Origin of the sequence: Caballeronia sp. dw_276 (assembly GCF_018449635.1) — a bacterium.
Taxonomy (GTDB): Bacteria; Pseudomonadota; Gammaproteobacteria; order Burkholderiales; family Burkholderiaceae; genus Caballeronia.
On the sequence record NZ_JAAVUV010000005.1, the window covers coordinates 247,620 to 268,561 of the forward strand.

Genomic DNA, 20,942 nt, shown 5'->3' on the forward strand with positions numbered 1-20,942 from the left:
CGATGAAACGCGCCGCCCTCGCCCTTCTCGCATGCATGTTCGCAAGCTCGGCCGCAGCCCTGCCGAGCTTCGACGAAGTGCGCTCGGGCTGGCGCAGCTCCGACTGGGTCTTGCTCGGCCGCGATGGTGAAGCGCTGCAACGCACGCGTATCGATACAACCGAACGGCGCGGCGACTGGGTCGCGTTGCAGGATGTCTCGCCGGCGTTGCGCGAAGCGATCGTCGTCTCGGAGGACAAGCGCTTTTACGAGCATAGCGGCGTGGATTGGCGCGGCGCCGCGGCCGCCGCGTGGGCGAACTTGTGGAACACACGCACGCGCGGCGCATCGACGGTGACCATGCAACTGACCGGTTTGATCGACGATGATCGCCGCCCGGGCAGACGGTCAGTCACCGAAAAAGCGACGCAAACGGTCGGCGCGTTGTGGCTCGATCACGCGTGGCGCAAGGATCAGATTCTCGAGGCATATCTGAACCTCGTGCCGTTTCGCGGTGAGATCGTGGGGTTATCGGCGTTATCGCAGACGTTGTTCGGCAAAGCGCCGTCCGGCTTGAACGAACGCGAAGCCGCGCTGACCGCCGCGCTCGTGCGCGCGCCGAATGCGAACTACGCGAAGGTATCGTCGCGGGCGTGCGGGATCCTGCGCGACATGAACCGCTCGAAGGCGCCGGCCGCGGACCCGTGCGTGAATCTCGACAGCTACGTGCAATTGACGCTGACACGCACGGCATCGGCTGACCAGCGTTTTTCAAATGCCGATTCCCTCGCGCCACATTTCGCGCGCCGTATCGCGAACGAAGTCCATCCGGAAGCGGGCGCGCGCATCAAGTCCACGCTCGATACGCGCCTTCAACGCTTCGCCCGCGACTCGCTCGCGCGCACCTTGCTCGAACTCAACGCGCGCGCGCATCAGCGCAATGTGCATGACGGCGCGGCCATCGTGATCGATAACCGCAGCGGCGAAATCCTCGCGTGGGTCGGCTCGGCAGGAGGGTTATCGAATGCGCCGGAAGTCGATGCGGTCGTCGCGCTGCGTCAGGCCGGCTCGACGCTGAAGCCGTTTTTATATGCTCAGGCCATCGATGAAAAACGCCTAACGTCCGCAAGCCTGCTCGATGACGCCCCGCTCGATCTAGCCACGGGCGGCGGTTTGTATATCCCGCAAAACTATGATCACGATTTCAAGGGCTGGGTGAGCATGCGCACGGCGCTCGGGTCGTCGCTGAACGTGCCGGCCGTGCGCACGCTCGTGATGGTCACGCCGCACAGGTTTGCAAAGACACTCGTGTCGCTCGGCTTGCCGCTAACCCAAGCCGGCGACTATTACGGTTTCAGCCTTGCGCTCGGCAGCGCGGACGTCACGCTTGCATCGCTTGCGAACGCGTATCGCACGCTTGCGAATGGCGGCCTCGCGGGACAAATGTTCGACGTCGCAACGCACCCGCCGGCCGCAAGTCCGAAACGCATCTTCAGCCCGCAGGCAAGCTTCATCGTGACGAACGTCCTCGCCGATAACAACGCCCGCACGCGCACGTTCGGCTTCGACAGCGTGCTCGCGACGCGCTTCTTCAGCGCGGTCAAGACCGGCACGAGCAAGGACATGCGCGACAACTGGGCGGTAGGCTATACGTCGCGGTACACGGTTGGCGTATGGGTCGGCAACGCCGACGGCGCGCCCATGTGGGACGTGTCGGGCGTGACAGGCGCCGCGCCGGTGTGGGCCGCGTTGGTCAACTATCTGCACCGGCAGACGCCAAGCCGAGCACCCACCCCGCCCGAAGGCGTGGTGCGCACGAAAATCACGTATCAAAACGATATCGAACCGGCGCGCGACGACTGGTTCCTGAGCGGCACGGAAATGTCGCGGATTGCGTTATCGGCGAATGCTGAAGGGACGGTTCTCAAAGGAGCGGCCCGAATCGCGACGCCGACCGATGGCACCATCTTCGCGCTCGACCCTGACATCCCTGCGGCGCGCCAGCGCGTCTGGTTCGAAAGTGGACAAGGCGCACCTTCGGGCAGCACCTGGCATCTGGACGGCAAGGCGGCAGGACGCGCGCAACGCATGGCATGGCTGCCGTGGCCGGGCCATCACACGCTGGAACTCATCGATACACACGGCGCAGTCGTTGATTCGGTGAAATTCGAAGTCCGCGGCGCATTCGCGAAAATCAAAACCAAGGGCTGACAAAAGCTGGATTCGATGACCGTCGGTTTAAGACAAAAGACAGATTAATCGCTAAGACATTCAAAACTGTTAAATCTCGACAGGTCCGTCCTCATCCGCCACGTGTCTGGTGATAATCGCTGAAGAGAAGCGAAACGTCGCGGCGAAAGCGATCCGGCAGCAAAATAATATCCGTCGATGTTGTCAAAATTAATGCCGCCTGGGCTGATTCACGGTCGCCGCCATTATCCTGACGATCGTTTTGTCCTATGCTAGTTGGACTTTCTGGCCGGGCTTCCAGTAAAGTCGGGGCGGCACCGCGACACTCATTTCTCCTTTTGTTTTCAACCTGGAGCACTTGTCATGCTTAAAAAGCTGTTGATGTTGTTTCTGGCCTTTTCGTTGTCGATGGGCGCTGCATTCGCTGCCACCGACGTGAACACCGCGGACCAGGCCTCGCTTGAAGCCATCAAAGGGCTGGGTCCAGTGAAGTCGAAAGCGATCATCGACGAACGGACTGCAAACGGCCCGTTTAAGGACGCCGACGATCTCGCCAATCGCGTGAAAGGACTTGGCACGAAGTCCGTCGGGCATCTGGAGGAAGCGGGGCTGACAATCGGCGGTTCATCCGCGCCGCCAACGGGCGCGAAGCCGGCCAAGACGCCCGCAACGAGCACGAGCGCCGCGCCGGGTAAATCGACGGTGAAGTCCTCGACCGCAGCGACTGCCGCGACCTCTCCTGCAGCGACCACGGCCACCACGCCTGCAGTCACGCCGGATGCGGCATCGGCTCCGAAGGGCAAGAAATCGAAGAAAGCGAAAGCCGCCGAAGCTGCAAGCAGCCCGGCCACGGCCACCGCCGATGCGGCATCTGGCGCGAGCGGCGCCAAGGCATCGAAGAAGTCAAAGAAGAAGAAAGCCGCGAGCGACGCGGCAGCAACCTGAGGAAGCGGCGCGTTTTTTTACGCGCCGACAACCTGATGCGAGAGCGTGTCATTCGTGCAATGGCCACAAACACGACGCTTGAGCTTCAGGGTACGCAGGTCGCTTTGTAGCAGAACACTCGCCGTCCGGACGGACGGCACCTTGTTCGCCCGGCTACTGCTTTCCAACCGGGCGATAATCAACCCGCATCGCTTTTGAGAGAGACAGCCATGAGCCTACTCGATACCCTCGCCTCCTCCTTCGGCAAATCGTCACCGGAAGGTGGCGGCGCAGCGCCGGCCGGTCTGGCCGCCATTGCAATGGAATTCATCAACAACCAGCCGGGCGGCCTGACAGGATTGATCCAGCGCTTCCATGAAAACGGCGCCGGTGACGTTGTGTCATCGTGGATTGGTCATGGCGAAAACAAGCCGATCGGTTCGGACACCCTGACGAACGTACTGGGTTCGGGTGCGGTCACCGACCTGGCGCAGAAGGCCGGCGTGTCAGGCGACCAGTTGAGCGGCATGCTCGCTGCAGTGCTGCCGCATCTGGTGGACAAGGCAACGCCCAACGGCGAAGTGCCGGCCGACGGCAAGCTCGATTTGAGCAGCGTGCTCGGTTCGCTCGGCGGTCTGGGCGGCCTGTTCGGCAAGGGCGAAGAGCCGAAGGCTTGAGCGTGCTTCGCTTTTGAGTTGTTCCTGAGTTTTCGCCTGAGATAAAAAGGGGCATCGGAGTGATCCGATGCCCCTTTTTTCTTAGTGCTTGAAACCCTGACGTGCGAGCAGTTTCCAACCGTTGCCAGCCTTCTTCCAGACCATCAACTGATCGAGCTCAACATCGGTCTGCTTACCATCGCTTTCCACCGTCGTCGAAAAATGATCCCGGACGATTGCGTTATCGCCGGCGAGCGTCACGCTCGGCTGAGTCAGGTCGATGCGCTTGTAGTGCGTCTTGCCGCTCACGATCGTATCGATATAAACCTGCTGGTTCTGAACCGAGGCGTTCGAGTGACCGTAGCTCAACGTCGGCGTGGTCAGCGCCTTGAGTTCGGCGCCGTTGGCCGCGATCATCGCGGCATGCAGCCGCTGAACGGCCGAGTCGAGGGATGCCTGATCGCTGGCTTTAGCGTAGACGTTCACCGAAGCAGCGCAGGCGATGGCCGCTGCCACCAAGAGTTTAAGTTTGGTCATGTTCGAGCTTTTAAGGTTGGTTAGAACGGACGTCCTACGACTGCATCCTTGCAGAACAATCCATCATCGAATCACGGATCACTTTTTAGATACGACGTCAGATAACTGTGTCGCAGATTATCACGATGCCCAAACATCGCTAACGGGGTAAACCCAAACCTTTCGCTACCCGATGAACGAAAAAAACGCCCGGCGAACTTCGTCGGGCGTTTCCAGCAACCCACAACAAGCGTCTTAATGCACGATGCGATCGAACACCAGTTCGCCATCCCGGACATCGACCGGAATCACGTCCTTCGGCCCGAACTTGCCGGCCAGGATCAGCTTCGCAACCGGGTTCTCGATCTGCTGCTGGATCGCGCGCTTCAACGGCCGCGCGCCGAACACCGGGTCATAACCCACCTTGCCGATCAACTCCAGCGCTGCGTCCGATACATCCAGCTGCATCTCCAGCTTCGCGAGCCGTTCATGCAAGCGCTGCAACTGAATCTTCGCGATCGACTGGATGTTGCTGCGGTCGAGCGAATGGAACACGACAACGTCATCGATACGATTCAAGAACTCCGGCCGGAAGTGCAGCTTCACCTCTTCCCACACGGCGTCCTTCACGGCTTCGTGCGGCTCGCCGACCATCGACTGAATCACGTGCGATCCAAGATTCGATGTCATCACGATCACCGTATTCTTGAAGTCCACGGTGCGCCCTTGCCCGTCGGTCATGCGGCCGTCGTCGAGTACTTGCAGCAGCACGTTGAACACATCCGGATGCGCCTTTTCGATTTCATCGAGCAGGATCACGCTGTAGGGCTTCCGGCGCACGAGCTCGGTCAGATAACCGCCCTCTTCATAACCCACGTATCCCGGCGGCGCACCGATCAAACGCGCGACGCTGTGCTTCTCCATGAACTCGCTCATGTCGATACGAATCAGGTGATCCTCCGAGTCGAACAGGAACGCGGCGAGCGCCTTGCACAATTCGGTCTTGCCCACGCCGGTCGGCCCGAGGAACAGGAACGAACCATACGGACGATTCGGATCGGACAGACCGGCCCGCGAACGGCGGATAGCATCGGCGACTGCGCCAATCGCTTCGTCCTGCCCAATCACACGTTCATGCAACTTGGCTTCGATCTGCAAGAGCTTGTCCCGCTCGCCCTGCATCATGCGCGACACGGGAATGCCGGTCGAACGCGACACGACTTCCGCAATTTCCTCGGCGCCCACTTGCGTGCGCAACAAACGCGGCCGCGTGGGATTGCTCTGCTCGGCGGTCTCGGCTTGCGTCACTTGCTTCAACTGCGCCTCGAGCCCCGGCAACTTGCCGTACTGCAACTCAGCCACTTTTTCGAGCTTGCCTTCGCGCTGCAAACGCACGATATCCGCGCGCACTTTCTCGATCTCTTCCTTGAGCGTCGCGCTGCCCTGCACCGCAGCTTTTTCCGCCATCCAGATTTCCTCGAGATCGGAATATTCGCGATCGAGCCGTTCGATTTCCTCTTCGATCAATTGCAGGCGCTTCTGCGATGCCTCGTCCTTTTCCTTCTTCACGGCTTCGCGCTCGATCTTCAACTGGATCAGCCGACGGTCGAGCCGGTCCATCTCTTCGGGCTTCGAATCGATTTCCATCTTGATGCGTGACGCGGCTTCATCGATCAGATCGATGGCCTTGTCCGGCAGGAAACGGTCCGTGATATAGCGATGCGACAACTCGGCCGCCGCGACAATCGCCGGATCGGTGATCTCGACGCCGTGATGCAGCTCGTACTTTTCTTGCAAGCCGCGCAGGATCGCGATGGTCGCTTCCACCGACGGTTCATCCACGAGCACCTTCTGGAAACGGCGTTCGAGCGCGGCGTCTTTCTCGATGTACTTGCGATATTCGTCCAGCGTGGTTGCGCCGATGCAATGCAGCTCGCCGCGCGAGAGCGCCGGCTTGAGCATGTTGCCCGCGTCCATGGCGCCTTCCGCTTTACCGGCGCCGACCATGGTATGAATTTCATCGATGAAAACGATGGTCTGCCCTTCGTCCTTCGCGATGTCGCTGAGCACGGACTTGAGACGCTCCTCGAATTCCCCGCGATACTTTGCGCCGGCCAGCAACGCGGCCATATCGAGTGAAAGCACGCGCTTGCTCTTGAGCGACTCCGGCACTTCGCCGTTGACGATCCGCTGCGCAAGACCTTCCACGATCGCGGTCTTACCCACGCCCGGTTCGCCGATCAACACCGGATTGTTCTTCGTCCGGCGTTGCAGGATCTGGATGGAACGGCGGATTTCGTCGTCGCGTCCAATCACCGGATCGAGCTTACCGGCGCGGGCGCGCTCGGTCAGGTCGACGGTGTATTTCTTCAGCGCGCCGCGCTGGCTTTCGGCGTCCTGGCTATGCACCTGGCCGCCGCCACGCACGGTGTTGATCGCAGCTTCGAGCGCCTTGCGCGTCAGGCCGTGCTGCTTGGCGAGACGGCCCGCTTCGCCTTTGTCGTCGGCGACTGCGAGCAGGAACATCTCGCTCGCGATGAACGTGTCGTTCAGCTTTTGCGCTTCCTTGTCCGCGCTGTTGAGCAGACCGGCGAGTTCACGGCTGACCTGGACATTGCCGTCCGTGCCCTGCACTTGCGGCAAACGGGCCATTGCGTCTTTCAACGCGGTTTCCAGCGCCTGAACCTGTACGCCCGCCTGCGAGAGCAGCGAGCGCGCGGAACCGTCCTGTTGCGCAATCAGCGCAGCAAGCAGATGAACCGGTTCGATGTATTGATTGTCATTGCCGACAGCTAGGCTTTGCGCGTCGGCCAGTGCTTCCTGGAACTTAGTGGTGAGCTTGTCGATTCTCATATTGATGCCTCCAAATCGGGATGTATTCAAAATGAGGGGTGATCCGGCACTTTCAAGCGCTTCGGTGCCCGAAAACGGCAATTTTTTTAATAAATCGTTAAATCGGGCGAGAGGCGGCGTCGGGCGTGCTCGAGGCTCGGAGAGGACGGTCTATCGGCACGCCGATAGCGCGCCGGAACCGGATCGAATCTAACTTCGACCGGCGTTTTGACCTGACCCGGTTGCATCTGCTTTTCTGGTTGGCATGAACCGCACGATGCCGAGCAAACCCGCGAGTTCGTCCGCCGGCGACGCCAGATCGCCTATGGTATGCCGATCGAGCTCGGCAAGAAAAGCATCGCGGGCTGCCGCAAACACGCCTTTCAACTGGCAATGCGACTGGATCACGCAATGCCGGTGCGCTTCGTTGTCCCCGGCAAAACAACCGACGATCGAAAAATCGTTCTCCGTCTTGCGCACCACCTCACCGATAGTCAGAAGCGGCGTACGAGGGTCAAGCCTCAGGCCGCCATTACGGCCGCGAAGCGTCTCCACCCAGCCCAGTTCGCCAAGCCGCTGCACCACTTTCATCAAGTGATTCTTCGAGATGCCGTATGCCTCCGAGATTTCCTGAATCGTCGCCAGTCCTTCGGGCCGAACAGCAAGGTAAAGCATGACGCGCAGGGAATAATCGGTGTAATCGGTTAGTCGCATTAGGGTATTCGCGTAGAGTCGCGTTATTCAGTCGCGCTTCAATCGCACGCGGATGGGCGCATTGGTGCGATAAATGGCACGTTGGCGGCGCTTGATAATTTGTCGGTCCCGCGCCAATTCTGGTCGGGCGCGCACGCGGGACGCCCACGTGGCGCAGCGGTGCAAAGCTGGTTGAAGTGTCGGAGCCGGCATGCGTGTGTCCGGACTCGACTTGCGCTTCATCATTGCCGCGGCAACCCGCCGCTCTTCACGACGGAGCTTTCAGGCGTGGACGTCGATTATCATGGGACGCCCACTCGCGAGAAAACGTGAAATTGCATTTCACGGCATGGGCGCTATTCTGCGACATATTTTCGGTTAATTCACTTTTCTTCTAAATCGTCCTGTTATCAAGCTTCGCTCGCAGATAAAGGGCCGGTTCACAGAAGTCGATGAAAACCGCTTCAATCCTTGCATCAAACGTATTCAAACCATGATCGATTCCGCAATCCAATCCGCGCCGCCTGGCCGGATTTCGCAGCCAAGCGAAGCGAATATCCGCGAACTCGTTGAGGTGTTCTACGCACGCGTGGATGACGATCCGTTGCTCGGCCCGATCTTTGCGCGCGAGCTGACGGGACGCTGGGACGCGCATTTCGCAAAGATGACGACTTTCTGGTCGAGCCTGGTGCTGGGGACGAAGGACTACCGGGGTAACGTTCAGGAAGCGCACCGGCCGCTGGGTGACATTGAACCGCAGCATTTTGCCCGCTGGCTCACGCTTTTTCTCGATACCGTCGAAACACGCTACGAACCTGCCGCCGCCGTTCAGTTCATGGAACCGGCGCTGCGCATTGCGCAGAGCCTGCAGTTGAGCAAGTTCGGCTGGGATTACAGGATTCCCGAGGCGCAGACCGCGTTGCTTGATTCGCTCAAACGCTTGCGCAGAGGCGAGCGCGAGGCGGAACCGTCAGCGGAACTGCCTGACCGGAGCGGCGCAACGCCGTTTCCCGTGAATGTGGCAGGCGTGGACAGCGGCAAATCCTGAGCGGGTGGAGCTTTTACGCCGTCGCTCAAGGTGCATCGATGCCCCATCGCGCGAGCGCGGCATCGTCCGACTCGCGTGCGTCCACCCATTTCTCGCCGCGTTCCGTCTTCTCCTTCTTCCAGAACGGCGCCTGCGTTTTCAGGTAATCCATTACGAACGCGCACGAATCGAACGCTTCCGCGCGATGCACCGCCGTCGTTGCCACCAGCACGATCTGATCGAGCGGCAACAGCTTTCCCACCCGATGCACAATCAGCACGTCCGACCCCGGCCAGCGATTCCGCGCCCGCGCCGCGATCGCTTCCAGCGCCTTTTCAGTCATGCCGGGATAATGTTCCAGCTCCATTGTATGGACGGTCTGGCCTTCATTCAGATCCCGGACCGTGCCGACAAAACACGCGACGGCGCCGACCTTGGGATTATCGGCACGTAGCGCGGCGACTTCGGCGCTGATGTCGAAATCGGCTTCCTGCACGCGAATTCGAGTCATGTCAGCCGCCCGTAACCGGAGGAAAGAACGCGACTTCGCAGCCGTCCGTGATGCGCCGCGACGGGTCCGTCATCTCGTGATTACACGCCATGCGCAACGACCGCCCTTCGGCGAGGGTTTCAGCCCACACGCCGCCACGGGCACGCAGCCAGGTGCGAACATCGCCCACGTTGGCGACACCGTCCGGCACGTCCACACTTTCATTCGCCACACCGAGCGCTTCACGCACGCTCGCAAAAAAACGCAACTCGACTTTCATGATTGCCTTCAACGCATCAGTTCTGAAAACGGAATAAAACGTACGATCTCGCCCGCTTGTATGGCGTGATCCGGGGGGTTGTCGATCAGGCCGTCGCCCCAGACCGTCGATGTCAACACCGCCGAGCTCTGGTTTGCGAACACGTCGAGGCCACCAGCGTGATTCACGCGGGCCCGCAGGAACTCGTTGCGGCGATCGCCCTTTTTCTGCGTGAAATCCGCCCGCATGGAATACACGCGCGGTTCGATGGACGCAACGCCCGCCAGGCGCAGAATGAATGGCCTGACAAACAGCAGGAATGTGCAGAAACTCGATACCGGATTTCCCGGCAAGCCGATAAAAAATGCTTCGTCGGTTTGCGCGGGCACGTCGCGCCGGACCGCGCCGAACGCAAGCGGTTTGCCGGGTTTCATCGCTATTTGCCACATAGAGATGCGTCCTTCTGCTTCCACGGCCGGTTTGACGTGATCTTCTTCTCCCACCGATACCCCGCCGCACGTGAGGATCAGGTCGTGGTCACGCGCCGCGCGCCGCAGCGTCTCGCGCGTCGCATCCAGCCGGTCCGGCACGATGCCGAGGTCCGTCACCTCGCAGCCGATTCCGGCGAGCAACGCACGCAAGGTGTAGCGGTTCGAGTTGTAGATCGCGCCCGGGCGCAGCGGCTCGCCGGGCGTGGTGAGTTCGTCGCCGGTGAAAAAAACCGCAACTCGTACGCGGCGTACAACCTCGAGCGCCGCACATCCCACCGATGCCGCCAGCCCCAGCGCCTGCGGCGTCAACCGCGTCCCCGCGGCCAGGACGATGGAACCGCGGCGAATATCGGCGCCCTGCTGCGTAATCCACTCGCCTTCCGATGGCGCCTGAGTGAAGGTCGCGCCGGTATCGTCGAGACGAACCATTTCCTGCATCACGATGGTGTCCGCGCCCGGCGGGACCGTCGCGCCCGTGAAAATCCGCGCGGCCGTGCCGGCGGCCAGCGGCTCGGCCGTGGCGCCCGCCGGAATCCGCTGCGACACAGGCAGCGTCACGCCATTCGAGTCGGACGCCCCGGCCAGGTCCGCCGCCCGCACGGCGTAGCCGTCCATGGAGCTCGTGCGCATGGGCGGCACGTCCAGTGGGGATACCACGTCGGCAGCGAGCACGCGGCCGAGCGCATTAAAGCCGTCGACGGTTTCCGTGCCGTCCACCCGGCGCGCGGCTGCGAGCAAAGTAGCGAGCGCGGCGGCGGTGGACAACATCGGCGGGCGTGAAGCGGCGGGCGTGGTGGACATCGGCGGGTATGGTTAGTGACCGTGAAATGGGCGGCGCAAAAAAGGCGCCGCGTCCGAAGCAGATATTGTAGCCAGATGCAGGGTAGCGAGATGCAGGCTAGCCGGAAGCGCGCGTCCACTTTCGTCCGATCCGGGCCTGTGGGCGATCCGCACCCGATTCGAGCCCCCGGTCCCCATCCGCGCGCCCCGGCCTCGGTGATACACTCGCACGACACTTTCAGACTTCTCCTCTATGAAATTCTGCTCCGTCTGCGGCCACGAAGTTAGCCTGCTCGTCCCCCCCGGCGACAACCGCGAACGTTTCGTCTGCGGCAATTGCGGCACGGTGCATTATCAAAATCCGCGCAACGTGGTCGGGACCGTGCCGGTCTGGGACGACAAAGTCTTGCTGTGCCGTCGCGCAATCGAACCGCGCTACGGTTACTGGACGCTGCCCGCGGGTTTCATGGAAATGAACGAGACGACCAGTGAAGGCGCCTCGCGCGAAACGCTTGAGGAAGCCGGCGCGCGCGTCGAGATTCAAAGTCTGTTCACGCTGCTGAACGTGCCGCATGTGCACCAGGTGCATCTGTTCTATCTGGCGCGTTTGCTGGATCTCGATATCGATGCAGGCGAGGAAAGTCTGGAAGTAAAGCTCTTCGACGAAAGCGAGATTCCCTGGGACGAGATCGCGTTCCCGACCGTCGGCCAGACGCTGCGCTTTTTCTTTGCCGATCGCGCCGCCGGTACCTATTCGCTGCACACCGGCGACATCTTCCGCTCACTGCGCGAAGGCTGAGCGCCGCCCCGCATCATGGTTCCTTGGCTCGCGTCCGACGATCCGTTCCCTCCCGTCGAGCGCGCGCTCGGCGAGTCGAGCGGTGCGCCTGGTTTGCTCGCGGCGAGCGCCGAATTGCAAAGCTCACGTCTGGTGGATGCCTACCAGCACGGGATTTTTCCCTGGTATTCCGATGGCCAGCCCGTTCTCTGGTGGAGCCCGGACCCGCGCATGGTCCTGATCCCGGACGAATTCAAGGTTTCCGACTCGCTGCGCAAGACGCTGCGCCGGGTATTACGCGATGCCGCGTGGGAAATCCGCGTCGATCATGATTTTGCCGGCGTGATGCGCGCGTGCGCCCAGACGCCGCGCGAAGGCCAGCGCGGCACGTGGATCACGGCGGACATCGTGGAGGCATATTCATCCCTGCACCGCGAAGGCCGCGCGCACAGCATCGAAACCTGGTTCGAGGGCGCGCGGGTGGGCGGTCTTTATGGCGTGTCGTTCGGGCGGATGTTTTTCGGCGAATCCATGTTCGCGCATCGCACCGATGCTTCTAAAATCGCGCTCGCGGCGCTCGTCGGACACTTGCGCCACCATAAAATAGAGATGATAGACTGCCAGCAGAACACGTCGCATCTGGCCTCGCTGGGCGGTCGCGAGATCACGCGAAAGGCGTTTTTGAGACATTTGCACGACGCCGTACTCGAGCCGTCGATACCCTGGCAGTTCGACAAGTCCGCGCTTGTGGACCTGCTTGGCGCGCGAGCGGAAAGCTGAGATGGACGATCATCGGGCAAGGTGCAACGGAAGCATGTTTACCCGGCAACACAGCGAGACAACCGAAGCTTGTCCGACCCGGGATATGACGGGCCTGCAAGCAGGACAGACAGACGCTTAGAACGAGAGCTGCCAACGTGACTCACCCCAATGAGCTGCCGCTTTCACCGCTTTCGGCGTTGCAATTCTATGCAACGGCGCCGTATCCCTGCAGCTATCTCGACGGGCGCATCGCGCGCTCGCAGGTTGCGACGCCCAGTCACCTGATCAATTCCGATGTCTATACCGAACTCGTCAAGGCCGGGTTCCGGCGCTCGGGTGTGTTCACCTACCGGCCTTATTGCGATGGCTGCCGGGCGTGCGTTCCGGTGCGCCTGCCTATCGATGGATTCAAACCCAACCGCACCCAGCGGCGCGTTTGGAAACAGCACGGCGACCTGGTGGCGAGCGTGGCGCCGCTTCATTACGACGAAGAACATTACGCGCTCTACATGCGCTATCAGTCGGCGCGGCATGCGGGCGGCGGCATGGATCGCGACAGCCGCGACCAGTACGAGCAATTCCTCCTGCAAAGCCGGATCAACTCACGTCTGGTGGAATTTCGCGAGCCGGTGATGGCCGCTTCGGGTATGGAGAGCGGCGACGGCAAGCCGAACGACGATCCCCCCGCGAAAGGCGTGCTGCGCATGATCAGCATGATCGACATCCTGGGCGATGGCTTGTCGTCGGTGTACACGTTCTTCGAGCCGGACATGCCGCATACGAGCTTCGGCACGTACAACATCCTCTGGCAAATCGAGCAGGCACGCAGCCTCGATTTGCCCTATGTGTATCTCGGCTACTGGATTCGCGAGAGCGAAAAGATGGCGTACAAGGCGAATTTCCGGCCGCTCGAAGGATTGATCGATGGCCGTTGGGACCTGCTCGACCCCGCCACCATGCACTCCGCCGGAACACCACCCATGCCCGGCAAGATGGCGGCAGACAAAGCGCGTCGCTGAAGCCAAAGTTTTGCAAGACACGAAACCGGCGCATTTTTCCGTCGAATTGAACGTTTCGACACAGCTTTTCAGCCGTCGCCACCAAAGCCGTTAAAATGGCGCGTCTCAATTTTCGCCGTTCCGGCCTCTCCTCGTGTTCAGTTCCCTCTACCCGCTTGCCCGCGCGCAACTTTTTCGCATGGATGCGGAAGATGCTCACCATCTGACGCTGCGCATGCTTGGCGCCGCCGGCCGCACTGGCTTGGCCGGCATGCTCGCCGAGCGCGCGCCCGATTCCCCGCGCACCGTCATGGGCCTGAATTTCCGCAACCCGGTCGGGCTTGCGGCAGGACTGGACAAGGACGGTGCATGCATCGACGGGCTGGCGTCGCTGGGCTTTGGATTTATCGAGGTGGGAACGGTCACGCCGCGCGCGCAGCCCGGCAATCCACGTCCGCGCATGTTCCGGCTGCCCGACGCGCAGGCGCTCATCAACCGGCTCGGCTTCAATAATCGCGGTGTCGACCAGTTCGTCGAGAACGTCCAGGCTGCGCGGTATCGCGGGATCCTGGGGCTGAATATCGGGAAGAACGCGGATACACCCATCGAACGGGCCGCCGAAGACTATTTGTATTGCCTCGAACGCGTGTATCCGTTCGCAAGCTACGTCACCATCAATATCTCGTCGCCAAATACGAAGAACCTGCGCCAGTTGCAAGGCGCGGGCGAACTCGACGCGCTGCTCGGCGCGCTGAAAGACAAGCAGCAGCGTCTCTCCGATATGCACGGCAAACTCGTGCCGCTCGCGCTCAAGATCGCACCGGATCTCGACGACGAGCAGATCAAGGAGATCGCCGCGACCTTGCTGCGCCATCAGATCGATGGCGTGATCGCGACCAACACCACGTTGTCGCGCACGGCCGTGGCCGGCATGAAACACAGCGATGAAGCCGGCGGCCTGTCCGGCAAGCCGGTGTTCGAGGCATCGAATGCGGTGATCCGCAAGCTGCGCGCGGAATTGGGCGACGCCGTGCCGATCATCGGCGTGGGCGGCATCATGTCCGGCGAAGACGCGCGCGAAAAACTCGCGGCGGGGGCATCGCTCGTGCAGATCTACACGGGCCTGATTTATCGCGGGCCGGCGCTCGTGACCGAATGCGTCGAAGCGCTCTCGCGCCAGCCTGCCGCTGTCTAGCAAGCGACGTGTCACTACCTGTTCTCATAACCACATGAGGAATCGATCTGAAGCAACGACGTCGATTTCGCTATCATCGCGTCACTTCAGACTACCGATTAAAACCCGGACCAAGGCAAACAAGACATGAAACTGACACTCTTCAAGAAAGTACTCGTAGCAGGATTGATCGGCGCGTCGCTCTCGGCGGTTGCCCATGCGGAAGATTTGCTGGATTCGGTCAAGCAACGCGGCACGCTGCGCATTGGCCTGGAAGGTACTTTCCCTCCGTTCAACTCGAAGTCGCCGCAGGGCGAGCTGGTTGGTTTCGATGTGGATATCGCCAAGGCCGTCGCCGCGAAGCTCGGCGTCAAGCCCGAATTCGTCACGACCGAATGGAGCGGCATTATCGCCGGTCTGCAGGCAAGCAAGTTCGACGTGATCGTGAATCAGGTCGGCATCACCGACGCCCGCAAGCAGACCCTCGATTTCTCGCCTGCGTACACCTATTCGAACGCCCAGCTGATCCAGCGCAAGGACGATACGCGCGAGTTCAAGACGCTCGACGACCTCAAGGGCAAGAAACTCGGCGTGGGTCTGGGCACGAACTACATGGACATGGCGAAGGCGGTTCAGGGTATCGATGTGAAGACGTATCCGGGCGCACCTGAATATTTGCGCGACCTGGCGTCGAACCGTCTGGACGCCGCTTTGAACGACCGCCTGATGCTCGCGTACCTGATGAAAAACTCGCAGTTGCCGCTTCGCACCGGCGCGAATGTCGGCCCGGGCAACCCGTCGGGCATTCCGTTCAAGAAGGGCAATCCGAAGTTCCAGAAAGCGATCGATGACGCAATGACCCAGCTCGAAGCCGATGGCACGTTCACGAAGATCTCCGACAAGTGGTTCGGTATCGACGTGACGAAGCCGGCCGTGAAGTAAAACCCGGACGCTGTGCGTTCGGCCAAGGGCGGCATCTTCGCGATGCCGCCCTTGGCTTTTGAAGCCTGCCTCCGACCGTCAAGAAACCAAAACCATCCCCATGTCCACGACATCCCTGCTCGTTCAATCGATACCGGCCCTGGCGCAAGGCGCCGTGCTGACGATCAAGTTCGCGGTCTACTCCATGTTCTTCGGCCTGATCGCGGCCGTCGTGCTCGCGGTCATGGGAATCAGCCGCAGCAAAACGCTGGTGGGGATCGGGCGCACCTACGTGAGCGTGATGCGGGGGACGCCGCTGCTCGTGCAGATCTTCGTGATTTATTACGGGCTGCCGAGCATCGGGATCTCGCTCGATCCGACTCCGGCGGGGGTGATCGCGTTATCGGCGAATGCGGCCGCGTATCTATCGGAGAGCATGCGCGGCGCGATTCTCGGGATTCAAAGCGGACAATGGCTGGCGGCGTATAGCCTCGGGCTTTCGAGAACGCAGACGCTTCGTTATGTGATCGGTCCGCAAGCGTTGCGCATTGCCGTGCCGAGTCTTTCCAACAGCCTGATCAGCCTGATCAAGGATACGTCGCTGGTTTCCGTGATTACCGTGACCGAGTTGCTGCGCAGCGCTCAAGAGGTGATTGCCGCCACGTATCAGCCGCTGCCGCTATATCTGGCTGCCGCCGTGGTGTATTGGGTTCTGTGCAGCGTGCTGGAATTCGTGCAGCGGCGGCTCGAACGGAGATTGGCACTGCCGGGAAGGCACTAAAAGGCGCCGGGGCTTAACCGTCCAGGCGCGCGCCGAATCTTCCCAGCCGCGGAAAGTAGTGCCGCTCGGGGTCCAGCGAATACGCTACCCTGCGCGCCCTTCCCATCAGTTCGTCGCGCGGGAAAAATCCGAAATACCGCGAATCCGCGCTGTCGTCACGGTTGTCTCCGAGCATCAGATACTCTCCCTTCGGCACGGTCACCGGCCCGAACGAGCGCCGCGGACTCGGCGCCAGAACCGACAACCTCACCACGTGCGAAACGTGCCCGAGCTTTTCATCGAGATACTCGCCGGGCGACGATGAATCACCCGCCACGCCCGCGATATCGACAGGTTGATACGCCGCGCGTTTGCCATCGATATAAAGCACGTTGTCACGCATTGCGACCACATCGCCAGGAAGGCCGATCAGTCGCTTCACGATCAACTCTTTCGCCGCCGACGAATCCACCGTCACGATATCCCCGCGCTGCGGCTCATGCAGATGCAGGAGCGCGATATGCGTGAACGGCACGCGCAGGTCGTAAGCCATCTTGTCCACGACAATCCGGTCGCCTTCACGAATGGTGGGCAACATGGAACCGCTCGGCACCACGTTCCAGTCTGCGATCGCGCTTCGAAACAGCGCCATCAGGACTAGAAACGCCACCAGCTTGCGATTGTCGCGCCAGAATCGGGATAAAAATCGCATGGTAAAAATGCCCGGCATGTGAAGACGTCGCAGAGTATCGCGAAAATCTGAAATGACGCTTAAACAAGTTCACGCGCGGCGTGATCGATCCGCTAGTCAGTCTCGAACGGGAAACGCACGCCGAGGTCGCGGCGGGCGGCGTCGGTGATGGAGATCATTTGCATCGATACCGCGTGCCGCATGACGGGACTTTCAATCTCCCCGGCGCGCAACAACTCGCAAAAGTGCGCGGTCTCGTAGTTCAGGCCGCCGCCTTCGAAGGGCGCATCGAGTTCGACGACACGTCCATCGACATAGCGGATGGTCGCACGCGCCGGGTTCCACCAGTTCTCGTGAATCGTAACCGTGCCTCCGGTCGCGGCGAGCAATGCATCGCCCTTGCCCTGGAGATCCATGCCGCAAAATATCTGCGCGACGCCGCGCTCGTGCCGCACATTCAGGCTCGCAAAACTGTCGACGCCGCTTGACCCGAGGCGCCCGAAAGTCTGCACTTCGAGCGGTTCGCCAAGCCAGTCGACTGCGAGGAAGGCTTCGTAAATGCCGATATCGAGCAACGCGCCGCCGCCCATTTCCATCGAATAGGAAGGATGGTCGAGCGGAACATTCGCGATGGAACACCCGGCGCGTACAAGTCCAATCTGGCCGATGGGGTCCGCCGCGAGATGCTCGCGCAATTGCGTATAGAGCGGATAAAACGGCGGTTTCATGGCTTCCATGAAGAGCAGTTTCGAGGACCGCGCGGTATCGATCATCTGCTGCAACGCCCGTGCGTTGACCGCGGCCGGTTTCTCGCAAAGCACCGCGCGTCCCGCCTCGAAAGCACGCAGCGCGTATTCGGGATGGCTGTTCTGCATGGTCGCGATATAGAGCGCGTCGATGTTTTCGAGCATTGCGTCGAAGCTCTCGAACGCCTTCGTCTGATACTTGTCGGCGAATGCGCGCGTGGGTTCCGGGCGGCGGGACCAGATACCCGCGAGTTGCGTGCCCGGCACGAAGGCCAACCCTTCGGCGAACCGGTGCGCGATCCGTCCCGCACCCACGATACCCCAGCGAATCGTGCTCTCTTCGTTCATCTGTTGCGCTCCCTGATTTGATGGCAATGGCTCATGACGCTCATTGTCCACTAAGGGAGCGATCGCCGGGAAGCGGGGAAAACTGAAGGGGGATTTGAAGGGAGAACAAGAAGTGCAACGTTTGCGCAGTGAAGAACCGCGTAAGTGGCGCCTGACGCGCCCGCCACGAAGAACGTGACCAGAAGTCTCCCGGAACCATCCCGGGATCAAACAAAAAGCGCTTGCTGAAAATCAGGCGCCCGCGGACTGCGATTCGTCGACTGGCGGGGACGAACTGTCCTCGCGACGTTCAAGCGAAAACGCACGTCCTACTTCTTCAGCCGTGACATCGATCAGGCGGCTCATTGCACGTTCGGCCGCGGCGGCATCGCGTGCACCGATGGCCTCCACGACTTCGCGTTGCGCGCCGAGCGTAGCTTCACGCATCGTCGCGATGCCTTGCACGATCGGGTACACGGTCACCAGCGCCCCCCGCACGATAGCCGTCATCTGCTGGAAGAACTGGTTGCCGCTCGCCGCGACAATGCGCGTGTGAAGCGCGACATCGGCGGCCTGAAATTCGGGTTCGCCTGTTTCGAGCGACGACAACGCATCGAACGCTTCGCGAATCCCGGCAAGCTCGTCGGGCGTTGCGCGAGCCGCAGCCAGCGCGGCCGCACGCGGCTCGATCAGCATCCGGAACTCGATCACATCGCGCAAGAACGCCTGGTCGGGCGTGGCCCGGAAGCGCCAGCTCACAACATCTTCGTCGATCAACCGCCAGTCGCTCATCGGCCGGATCCGCGTGCCTGTCTTGGGGCGCACGTCCAGCATGTGACGCGCGAGGAGCATGGAGAGCGCCTCTCGCATCACGGTCCGACTCACGTCGAACTCCTTCGATAAAACGTCCTGCGGCGGCAGGATCGCGCCGTACTTCTGTTCGACGATGCCCGAGACAAGCCCGTCCATCACCTTAGCCACCAGCGACCGCTCTTTATTTTCGTCCATCACCCCTCTCCCCTTGCGCCCCACATTGTGTCCCTGCGTATCCGGAAAGCTTCCCCAAGCTCCCGGAACCGCACGCTTGGCCATTACCGGTAGACCGGCAACGCCGCACGTGCTCGATAAATTGCGTGTTCAATACCGCGAACGCCAGTCGGAATGTCCCTTCCAAGGGTTATCCCGTTCCTTCTCCAACGTTCAGGGCGCTGCGTTCGCAACCGCTGTAGTAAGTACTCCGTGCTTCCCTGTTGCCTTTGCCCGTGTTTCTTTTGAGCTTCGTCGCTCGGGTCATGCATCCGTCTTGCGTTTTTTCTTGTCCGCGACGCGCCCGTACTGATCATCGAACCGAACGATGTCGTCCTCGCCAAGATACGTACCGGATTGCACTTCGATCATTTCCAGCGGCGTCTTGCCGGGATTTTCCAGCCGATGCGTCGTGCCAAGCGGAATGTAAGTAGACTGGTTTTCCGTCACGAGGAACGTCTCTTCGCCTCGTGTAACAAGTGCCGTGCCACAAACGACGATCCAGTGCTCCGCGCGGTGGTGGTGCATCTGCAGCGACAGCCGCTGACCCGGTTGCACCACGATCCGCTTCACCTGAAAACGCTCGCCTTGGTCGATCGAATCGTAGAAGCCCCACGGACGCTGCACCTTGCGGTGATCGTGCGCCTCGGCGCCCTTCGCGGCTTTCAGGCGGCCAACCATCGCTTTCACTTCCTGAACGCGATCTTTCGATGCCACGAGAATCGCATCGGCCGTTTCCACCACGACCACGCCGCTCACGCCCACGCACGCAACCAGCCGTCCATCGGAATGTGCGAAGCTGTCGTTCGATCCTTCGAAGAGCACGCGGCCGCGGGCCACGTTGCCGTCTTCATCTTTTTCCGACATGTCCCACACCGCGTCCCATGCACCGACATCGGACCAGCCGGCTGCAAGCGGTACGACCACGCCTGGAAAACCGGGCTCGTGCGCAATGCGTTCCATCACGGCGAAATCGATGGAGTCCGAAGGACATGCTTCGAACGCGGCGACATCGAGCTGCGTGAAGCCATCCTGATGCAGCCCACGTTCGAACGCAGCAATACAAGCTTCATGGATCGCGGGTTGAAAGTGCTCGATTGCAGCAAGCCAGACAGACGCACGGCACACGAAAATGCCGCTGTTCCAAAGGTATTCGCCCGATGCGAGGTATTGCTCCGCAATCTCACGCCGCGGCTTTTCGACAAAGCGTTCGAGTGCGTAAGCTTCGATCGCGCTATTGCCCGAACCATGCAGCGCCGCGCCGGCCTTGATATATCCGTACCCCGTTTCGATCTTGTCCGGCACGATGCCGAGCGTGACGAGCGCGCCGCCTGCTGCGTGCTCGATGGCGGTCGCGATGGTGCGCTGGAATGCGTCGAGATCGGAGACCGCGTGGTCCGCGGGCATGGCGACAATAACGGGATCGACATCGGGAACGGCGGCAAGAGCAGCCCATGCAGCGAGCGTGAGCGCCGGCGCTGTGTTACGCGCACACGGTTCGAGCACGATGCGCGCATGGCGGCCATTGCGCTCGATCTGCTGTGCGGTGAGCAATTTGTGTTCCGATCCGCATACGACGATGAGCTCGCCGGCGGTATCGAATTGCGTAGCGTGGCCGGTTCCAGCGGATGCATCGAGACCGTCGAGTCGACGCAAGGTGGCTTCCAGCAGCGACTCCGAACCCATGAGCTCGATCAATTGCTTCGGGAACTGCTGCCTCGACAACGGCCAGAGACGCGTGCCAGAACCGCCTGCAAGAATCACGGGTTGCACGCGCACGCGGGCTGCACTCTCTACGGCAGCGCTCGCAAGGGGATGGCTGGACACGTCCACGGTGACTCCTGATGCGTTGAAGCTGATTGGGGGCTGAACGCGTCGAACAGGTGCGGACGCGCGGAACACACGCATCGATTGATGCGTCAT

General features: G+C 61.1%; 21 protein-coding genes. 10 read left to right on the top strand and 11 right to left on the bottom strand.

Features of this window, described 5'->3' with window-relative positions; all coding sequences use genetic code 11:
- The first annotated feature begins 2 nt into the window (after positions 1-2).
- On the top strand, positions 3-2,189 hold the full coding sequence (pbpC, locus tag HB633_RS12480) for a penicillin-binding protein 1C (RefSeq protein WP_213778410.1): 2,187 nt from the start codon (positions 3-5) through the stop codon (positions 2,187-2,189).
- Between the two features lie 91 nt (positions 2,190-2,280).
- Here the strand turns inward: pbpC and HB633_RS12485 are convergent, their stop codons facing one another.
- Positions 2,281-2,526 (bottom strand): hypothetical protein, encoded by a 246-nt coding sequence (locus HB633_RS12485; protein ID WP_213778411.1) that lies wholly within the window; start codon positions 2,524-2,526, stop codon positions 2,281-2,283.
- A gap of 5 nt (positions 2,527-2,531) precedes the next feature.
- Between HB633_RS12485 and HB633_RS12490 the strand changes: the two genes are divergently transcribed.
- Complete coding sequence (locus tag HB633_RS12490) at positions 2,532-3,113, top strand: helix-hairpin-helix domain-containing protein (RefSeq protein ID WP_213778412.1); 582 nt, start codon at positions 2,532-2,534, stop codon at positions 3,111-3,113.
- 209 nt (positions 3,114-3,322) lie between these two features.
- Positions 3,323-3,769 (top strand): YidB family protein, encoded by a 447-nt coding sequence (locus tag HB633_RS12495; protein ID WP_213778413.1) that lies wholly within the window; start codon positions 3,323-3,325, stop codon positions 3,767-3,769.
- A gap of 81 nt (positions 3,770-3,850) precedes the next feature.
- On the opposite strand, the gene HB633_RS12500 is transcribed toward HB633_RS12495, so the two are convergent.
- From HB633_RS12500 to HB633_RS12510, 3 genes are all read right to left on the bottom strand, one after another.
- Positions 3,851-4,285 (bottom strand): nuclear transport factor 2 family protein, encoded by a 435-nt coding sequence (locus tag HB633_RS12500; protein ID WP_213778414.1) that lies wholly within the window; start codon positions 4,283-4,285, stop codon positions 3,851-3,853.
- Between the two features lie 234 nt (positions 4,286-4,519).
- A complete protein-coding gene (gene clpB / locus HB633_RS12505) occupies positions 4,520-7,117 on the bottom strand; it encodes an ATP-dependent chaperone ClpB (RefSeq protein WP_213778415.1) in 2,598 nt (865 codons plus the stop codon).
- A gap of 189 nt (positions 7,118-7,306) precedes the next feature.
- Positions 7,307-7,810 (bottom strand): Rrf2 family transcriptional regulator, encoded by a 504-nt coding sequence (locus HB633_RS12510; protein ID WP_213778416.1) that lies wholly within the window; start codon positions 7,808-7,810, stop codon positions 7,307-7,309.
- 472 nt (positions 7,811-8,282) lie between these two features.
- On the opposite strand from HB633_RS12510, the gene HB633_RS12515 reads away from it, so the two are divergent.
- A complete protein-coding gene (locus tag HB633_RS12515) occupies positions 8,283-8,837 on the top strand; it encodes a group III truncated hemoglobin (RefSeq protein ID WP_213778417.1) in 555 nt (184 codons plus the stop codon).
- A gap of 25 nt (positions 8,838-8,862) precedes the next feature.
- Here HB633_RS12515 and moaE read toward each other — a convergent pair whose 3' ends face one another.
- From moaE to glp, 3 genes are read right to left on the bottom strand one after another with little or no spacing between them, the layout of a single operon-like run.
- Positions 8,863-9,327 (bottom strand): molybdopterin synthase catalytic subunit MoaE, encoded by a 465-nt coding sequence (moaE, locus tag HB633_RS12520; protein ID WP_213778418.1) that lies wholly within the window; start codon positions 9,325-9,327, stop codon positions 8,863-8,865.
- Position 9,328: 1 nt separating this feature from the next.
- Positions 9,329-9,586 (bottom strand): molybdopterin converting factor subunit 1, encoded by a 258-nt coding sequence (gene moaD / locus HB633_RS12525; protein ID WP_213778419.1) that lies wholly within the window; start codon positions 9,584-9,586, stop codon positions 9,329-9,331.
- Positions 9,587-9,594: 8 nt separating this feature from the next.
- A complete protein-coding gene (gene glp, locus HB633_RS12530; protein WP_346730309.1) occupies positions 9,595-10,824 on the bottom strand; it encodes a gephyrin-like molybdotransferase Glp in 1,230 nt (409 codons plus the stop codon).
- 265 nt (positions 10,825-11,089) lie between these two features.
- On the opposite strand from glp, the gene HB633_RS12535 reads away from it, so the two are divergent.
- The 6 genes from HB633_RS12535 (at position 11,090) to HB633_RS12560 (ending at position 16,250) form a co-directional block, all read left to right on the top strand.
- Entirely contained in the window at positions 11,090-11,635 is a 546-nt protein-coding gene (locus HB633_RS12535) for an NUDIX hydrolase (protein WP_056363988.1), read from the top strand.
- Positions 11,636-11,650: 15 nt separating this feature from the next.
- Complete coding sequence (gene aat / locus HB633_RS12540) at positions 11,651-12,394, top strand: leucyl/phenylalanyl-tRNA--protein transferase (protein WP_213778421.1); 744 nt, start codon at positions 11,651-11,653, stop codon at positions 12,392-12,394.
- A gap of 137 nt (positions 12,395-12,531) precedes the next feature.
- Positions 12,532-13,395: an arginyltransferase gene (locus tag HB633_RS12545; protein ID WP_213778422.1), complete on the top strand. Its 864-nt coding sequence runs from the start codon at positions 12,532-12,534 to the stop codon at positions 13,393-13,395.
- 133 nt (positions 13,396-13,528) lie between these two features.
- Entirely contained in the window at positions 13,529-14,569 is a 1,041-nt protein-coding gene (locus HB633_RS12550; RefSeq protein WP_213778423.1) for a quinone-dependent dihydroorotate dehydrogenase, read from the top strand.
- 126 nt (positions 14,570-14,695) lie between these two features.
- Positions 14,696-15,490, top strand: coding sequence for a cystine ABC transporter substrate-binding protein (locus tag HB633_RS12555; RefSeq protein WP_213778424.1), 795 nt, complete (start codon positions 14,696-14,698; stop codon positions 15,488-15,490).
- A gap of 100 nt (positions 15,491-15,590) precedes the next feature.
- Positions 15,591-16,250: an amino acid ABC transporter permease gene (locus HB633_RS12560; protein WP_213778425.1), complete on the top strand. Its 660-nt coding sequence runs from the start codon at positions 15,591-15,593 to the stop codon at positions 16,248-16,250.
- Between the two features lie 13 nt (positions 16,251-16,263).
- Here the strand turns inward: HB633_RS12560 and lepB are convergent, their stop codons facing one another.
- The 4 genes from lepB to HB633_RS12580 all read right to left on the bottom strand — a co-directional run bounded on the left by lepB (position 16,264) and on the right by HB633_RS12580 (position 20,927).
- On the bottom strand, positions 16,264-16,941 hold the full coding sequence (gene lepB / locus HB633_RS12565) for a signal peptidase I (RefSeq protein WP_213778426.1): 678 nt from the start codon (positions 16,939-16,941) through the stop codon (positions 16,264-16,266).
- A gap of 92 nt (positions 16,942-17,033) precedes the next feature.
- Entirely contained in the window at positions 17,034-18,014 is a 981-nt protein-coding gene (locus HB633_RS12570; protein WP_213778427.1) for a Gfo/Idh/MocA family oxidoreductase, read from the bottom strand.
- A gap of 231 nt (positions 18,015-18,245) precedes the next feature.
- Positions 18,246-19,001, bottom strand: coding sequence for an FCD domain-containing protein (locus tag HB633_RS12575; RefSeq protein WP_213778428.1), 756 nt, complete (start codon positions 18,999-19,001; stop codon positions 18,246-18,248).
- Positions 19,002-19,283: 282 nt separating this feature from the next.
- Positions 19,284-20,927: a mannose-1-phosphate guanylyltransferase/mannose-6-phosphate isomerase gene (locus HB633_RS12580; RefSeq protein ID WP_213778639.1), complete on the bottom strand. Its 1,644-nt coding sequence runs from the start codon at positions 20,925-20,927 to the stop codon at positions 19,284-19,286.
- Between the last annotated feature and the right edge of the window lie 15 nt (positions 20,928-20,942).

Bases quoted from the DNA above. Each gene is read 5' to 3' on its own strand.
- pbpC (WP_213778410.1), top strand. From the start codon at position 3: ATGAAACGCGCCGCCCTCGCCCTTCTCGCATGCATGTTCGCAAGCTCG.
- HB633_RS12490 (WP_213778412.1), top strand. From the start codon at position 2,532: ATGCTTAAAAAGCTGTTGATGTTGTTTCTGGCCTTTTCGTTGTCGATG.
- HB633_RS12495 (WP_213778413.1), top strand. From the start codon at position 3,323: ATGAGCCTACTCGATACCCTCGCCTCCTCCTTCGGCAAATCGTCACCG.
- HB633_RS12500 (WP_213778414.1), bottom strand. From the start codon at position 4,285: ATGACCAAACTTAAACTCTTGGTGGCAGCGGCCATCGCCTGCGCTGCT.
- clpB (WP_213778415.1), bottom strand. From the start codon at position 7,117: ATGAGAATCGACAAGCTCACCACTAAGTTCCAGGAAGCACTGGCCGAC.
- HB633_RS12510 (WP_213778416.1), bottom strand. From the start codon at position 7,810: ATGCGACTAACCGATTACACCGATTATTCCCTGCGCGTCATGCTTTAC.
- HB633_RS12515 (WP_213778417.1), top strand. From the start codon at position 8,283: ATGATCGATTCCGCAATCCAATCCGCGCCGCCTGGCCGGATTTCGCAG.
- moaE (WP_213778418.1), bottom strand. From the start codon at position 9,327: ATGACTCGAATTCGCGTGCAGGAAGCCGATTTCGACATCAGCGCCGAA.
- moaD (WP_213778419.1), bottom strand. From the start codon at position 9,586: ATGAAAGTCGAGTTGCGTTTTTTTGCGAGCGTGCGTGAAGCGCTCGGT.
- glp (WP_346730309.1), bottom strand. From the start codon at position 10,824: ATGTTGTCCACCGCCGCCGCGCTCGCTACTTTGCTCGCAGCCGCGCGC.
- HB633_RS12535 (WP_056363988.1), top strand. From the start codon at position 11,090: ATGAAATTCTGCTCCGTCTGCGGCCACGAAGTTAGCCTGCTCGTCCCC.
- aat (WP_213778421.1), top strand. From the start codon at position 11,651: ATGGTTCCTTGGCTCGCGTCCGACGATCCGTTCCCTCCCGTCGAGCGC.
- HB633_RS12555 (WP_213778424.1), top strand. From the start codon at position 14,696: ATGAAACTGACACTCTTCAAGAAAGTACTCGTAGCAGGATTGATCGGC.
- HB633_RS12560 (WP_213778425.1), top strand. From the start codon at position 15,591: ATGTCCACGACATCCCTGCTCGTTCAATCGATACCGGCCCTGGCGCAA.
- lepB (WP_213778426.1), bottom strand. From the start codon at position 16,941: ATGCGATTTTTATCCCGATTCTGGCGCGACAATCGCAAGCTGGTGGCG.
- HB633_RS12570 (WP_213778427.1), bottom strand. From the start codon at position 18,014: ATGAACGAAGAGAGCACGATTCGCTGGGGTATCGTGGGTGCGGGACGG.
- HB633_RS12575 (WP_213778428.1), bottom strand. From the start codon at position 19,001: ATGGACGAAAATAAAGAGCGGTCGCTGGTGGCTAAGGTGATGGACGGG.
- HB633_RS12580 (WP_213778639.1), bottom strand. From the start codon at position 20,927: ATGCGTGTGTTCCGCGCGTCCGCACCTGTTCGACGCGTTCAGCCCCCA.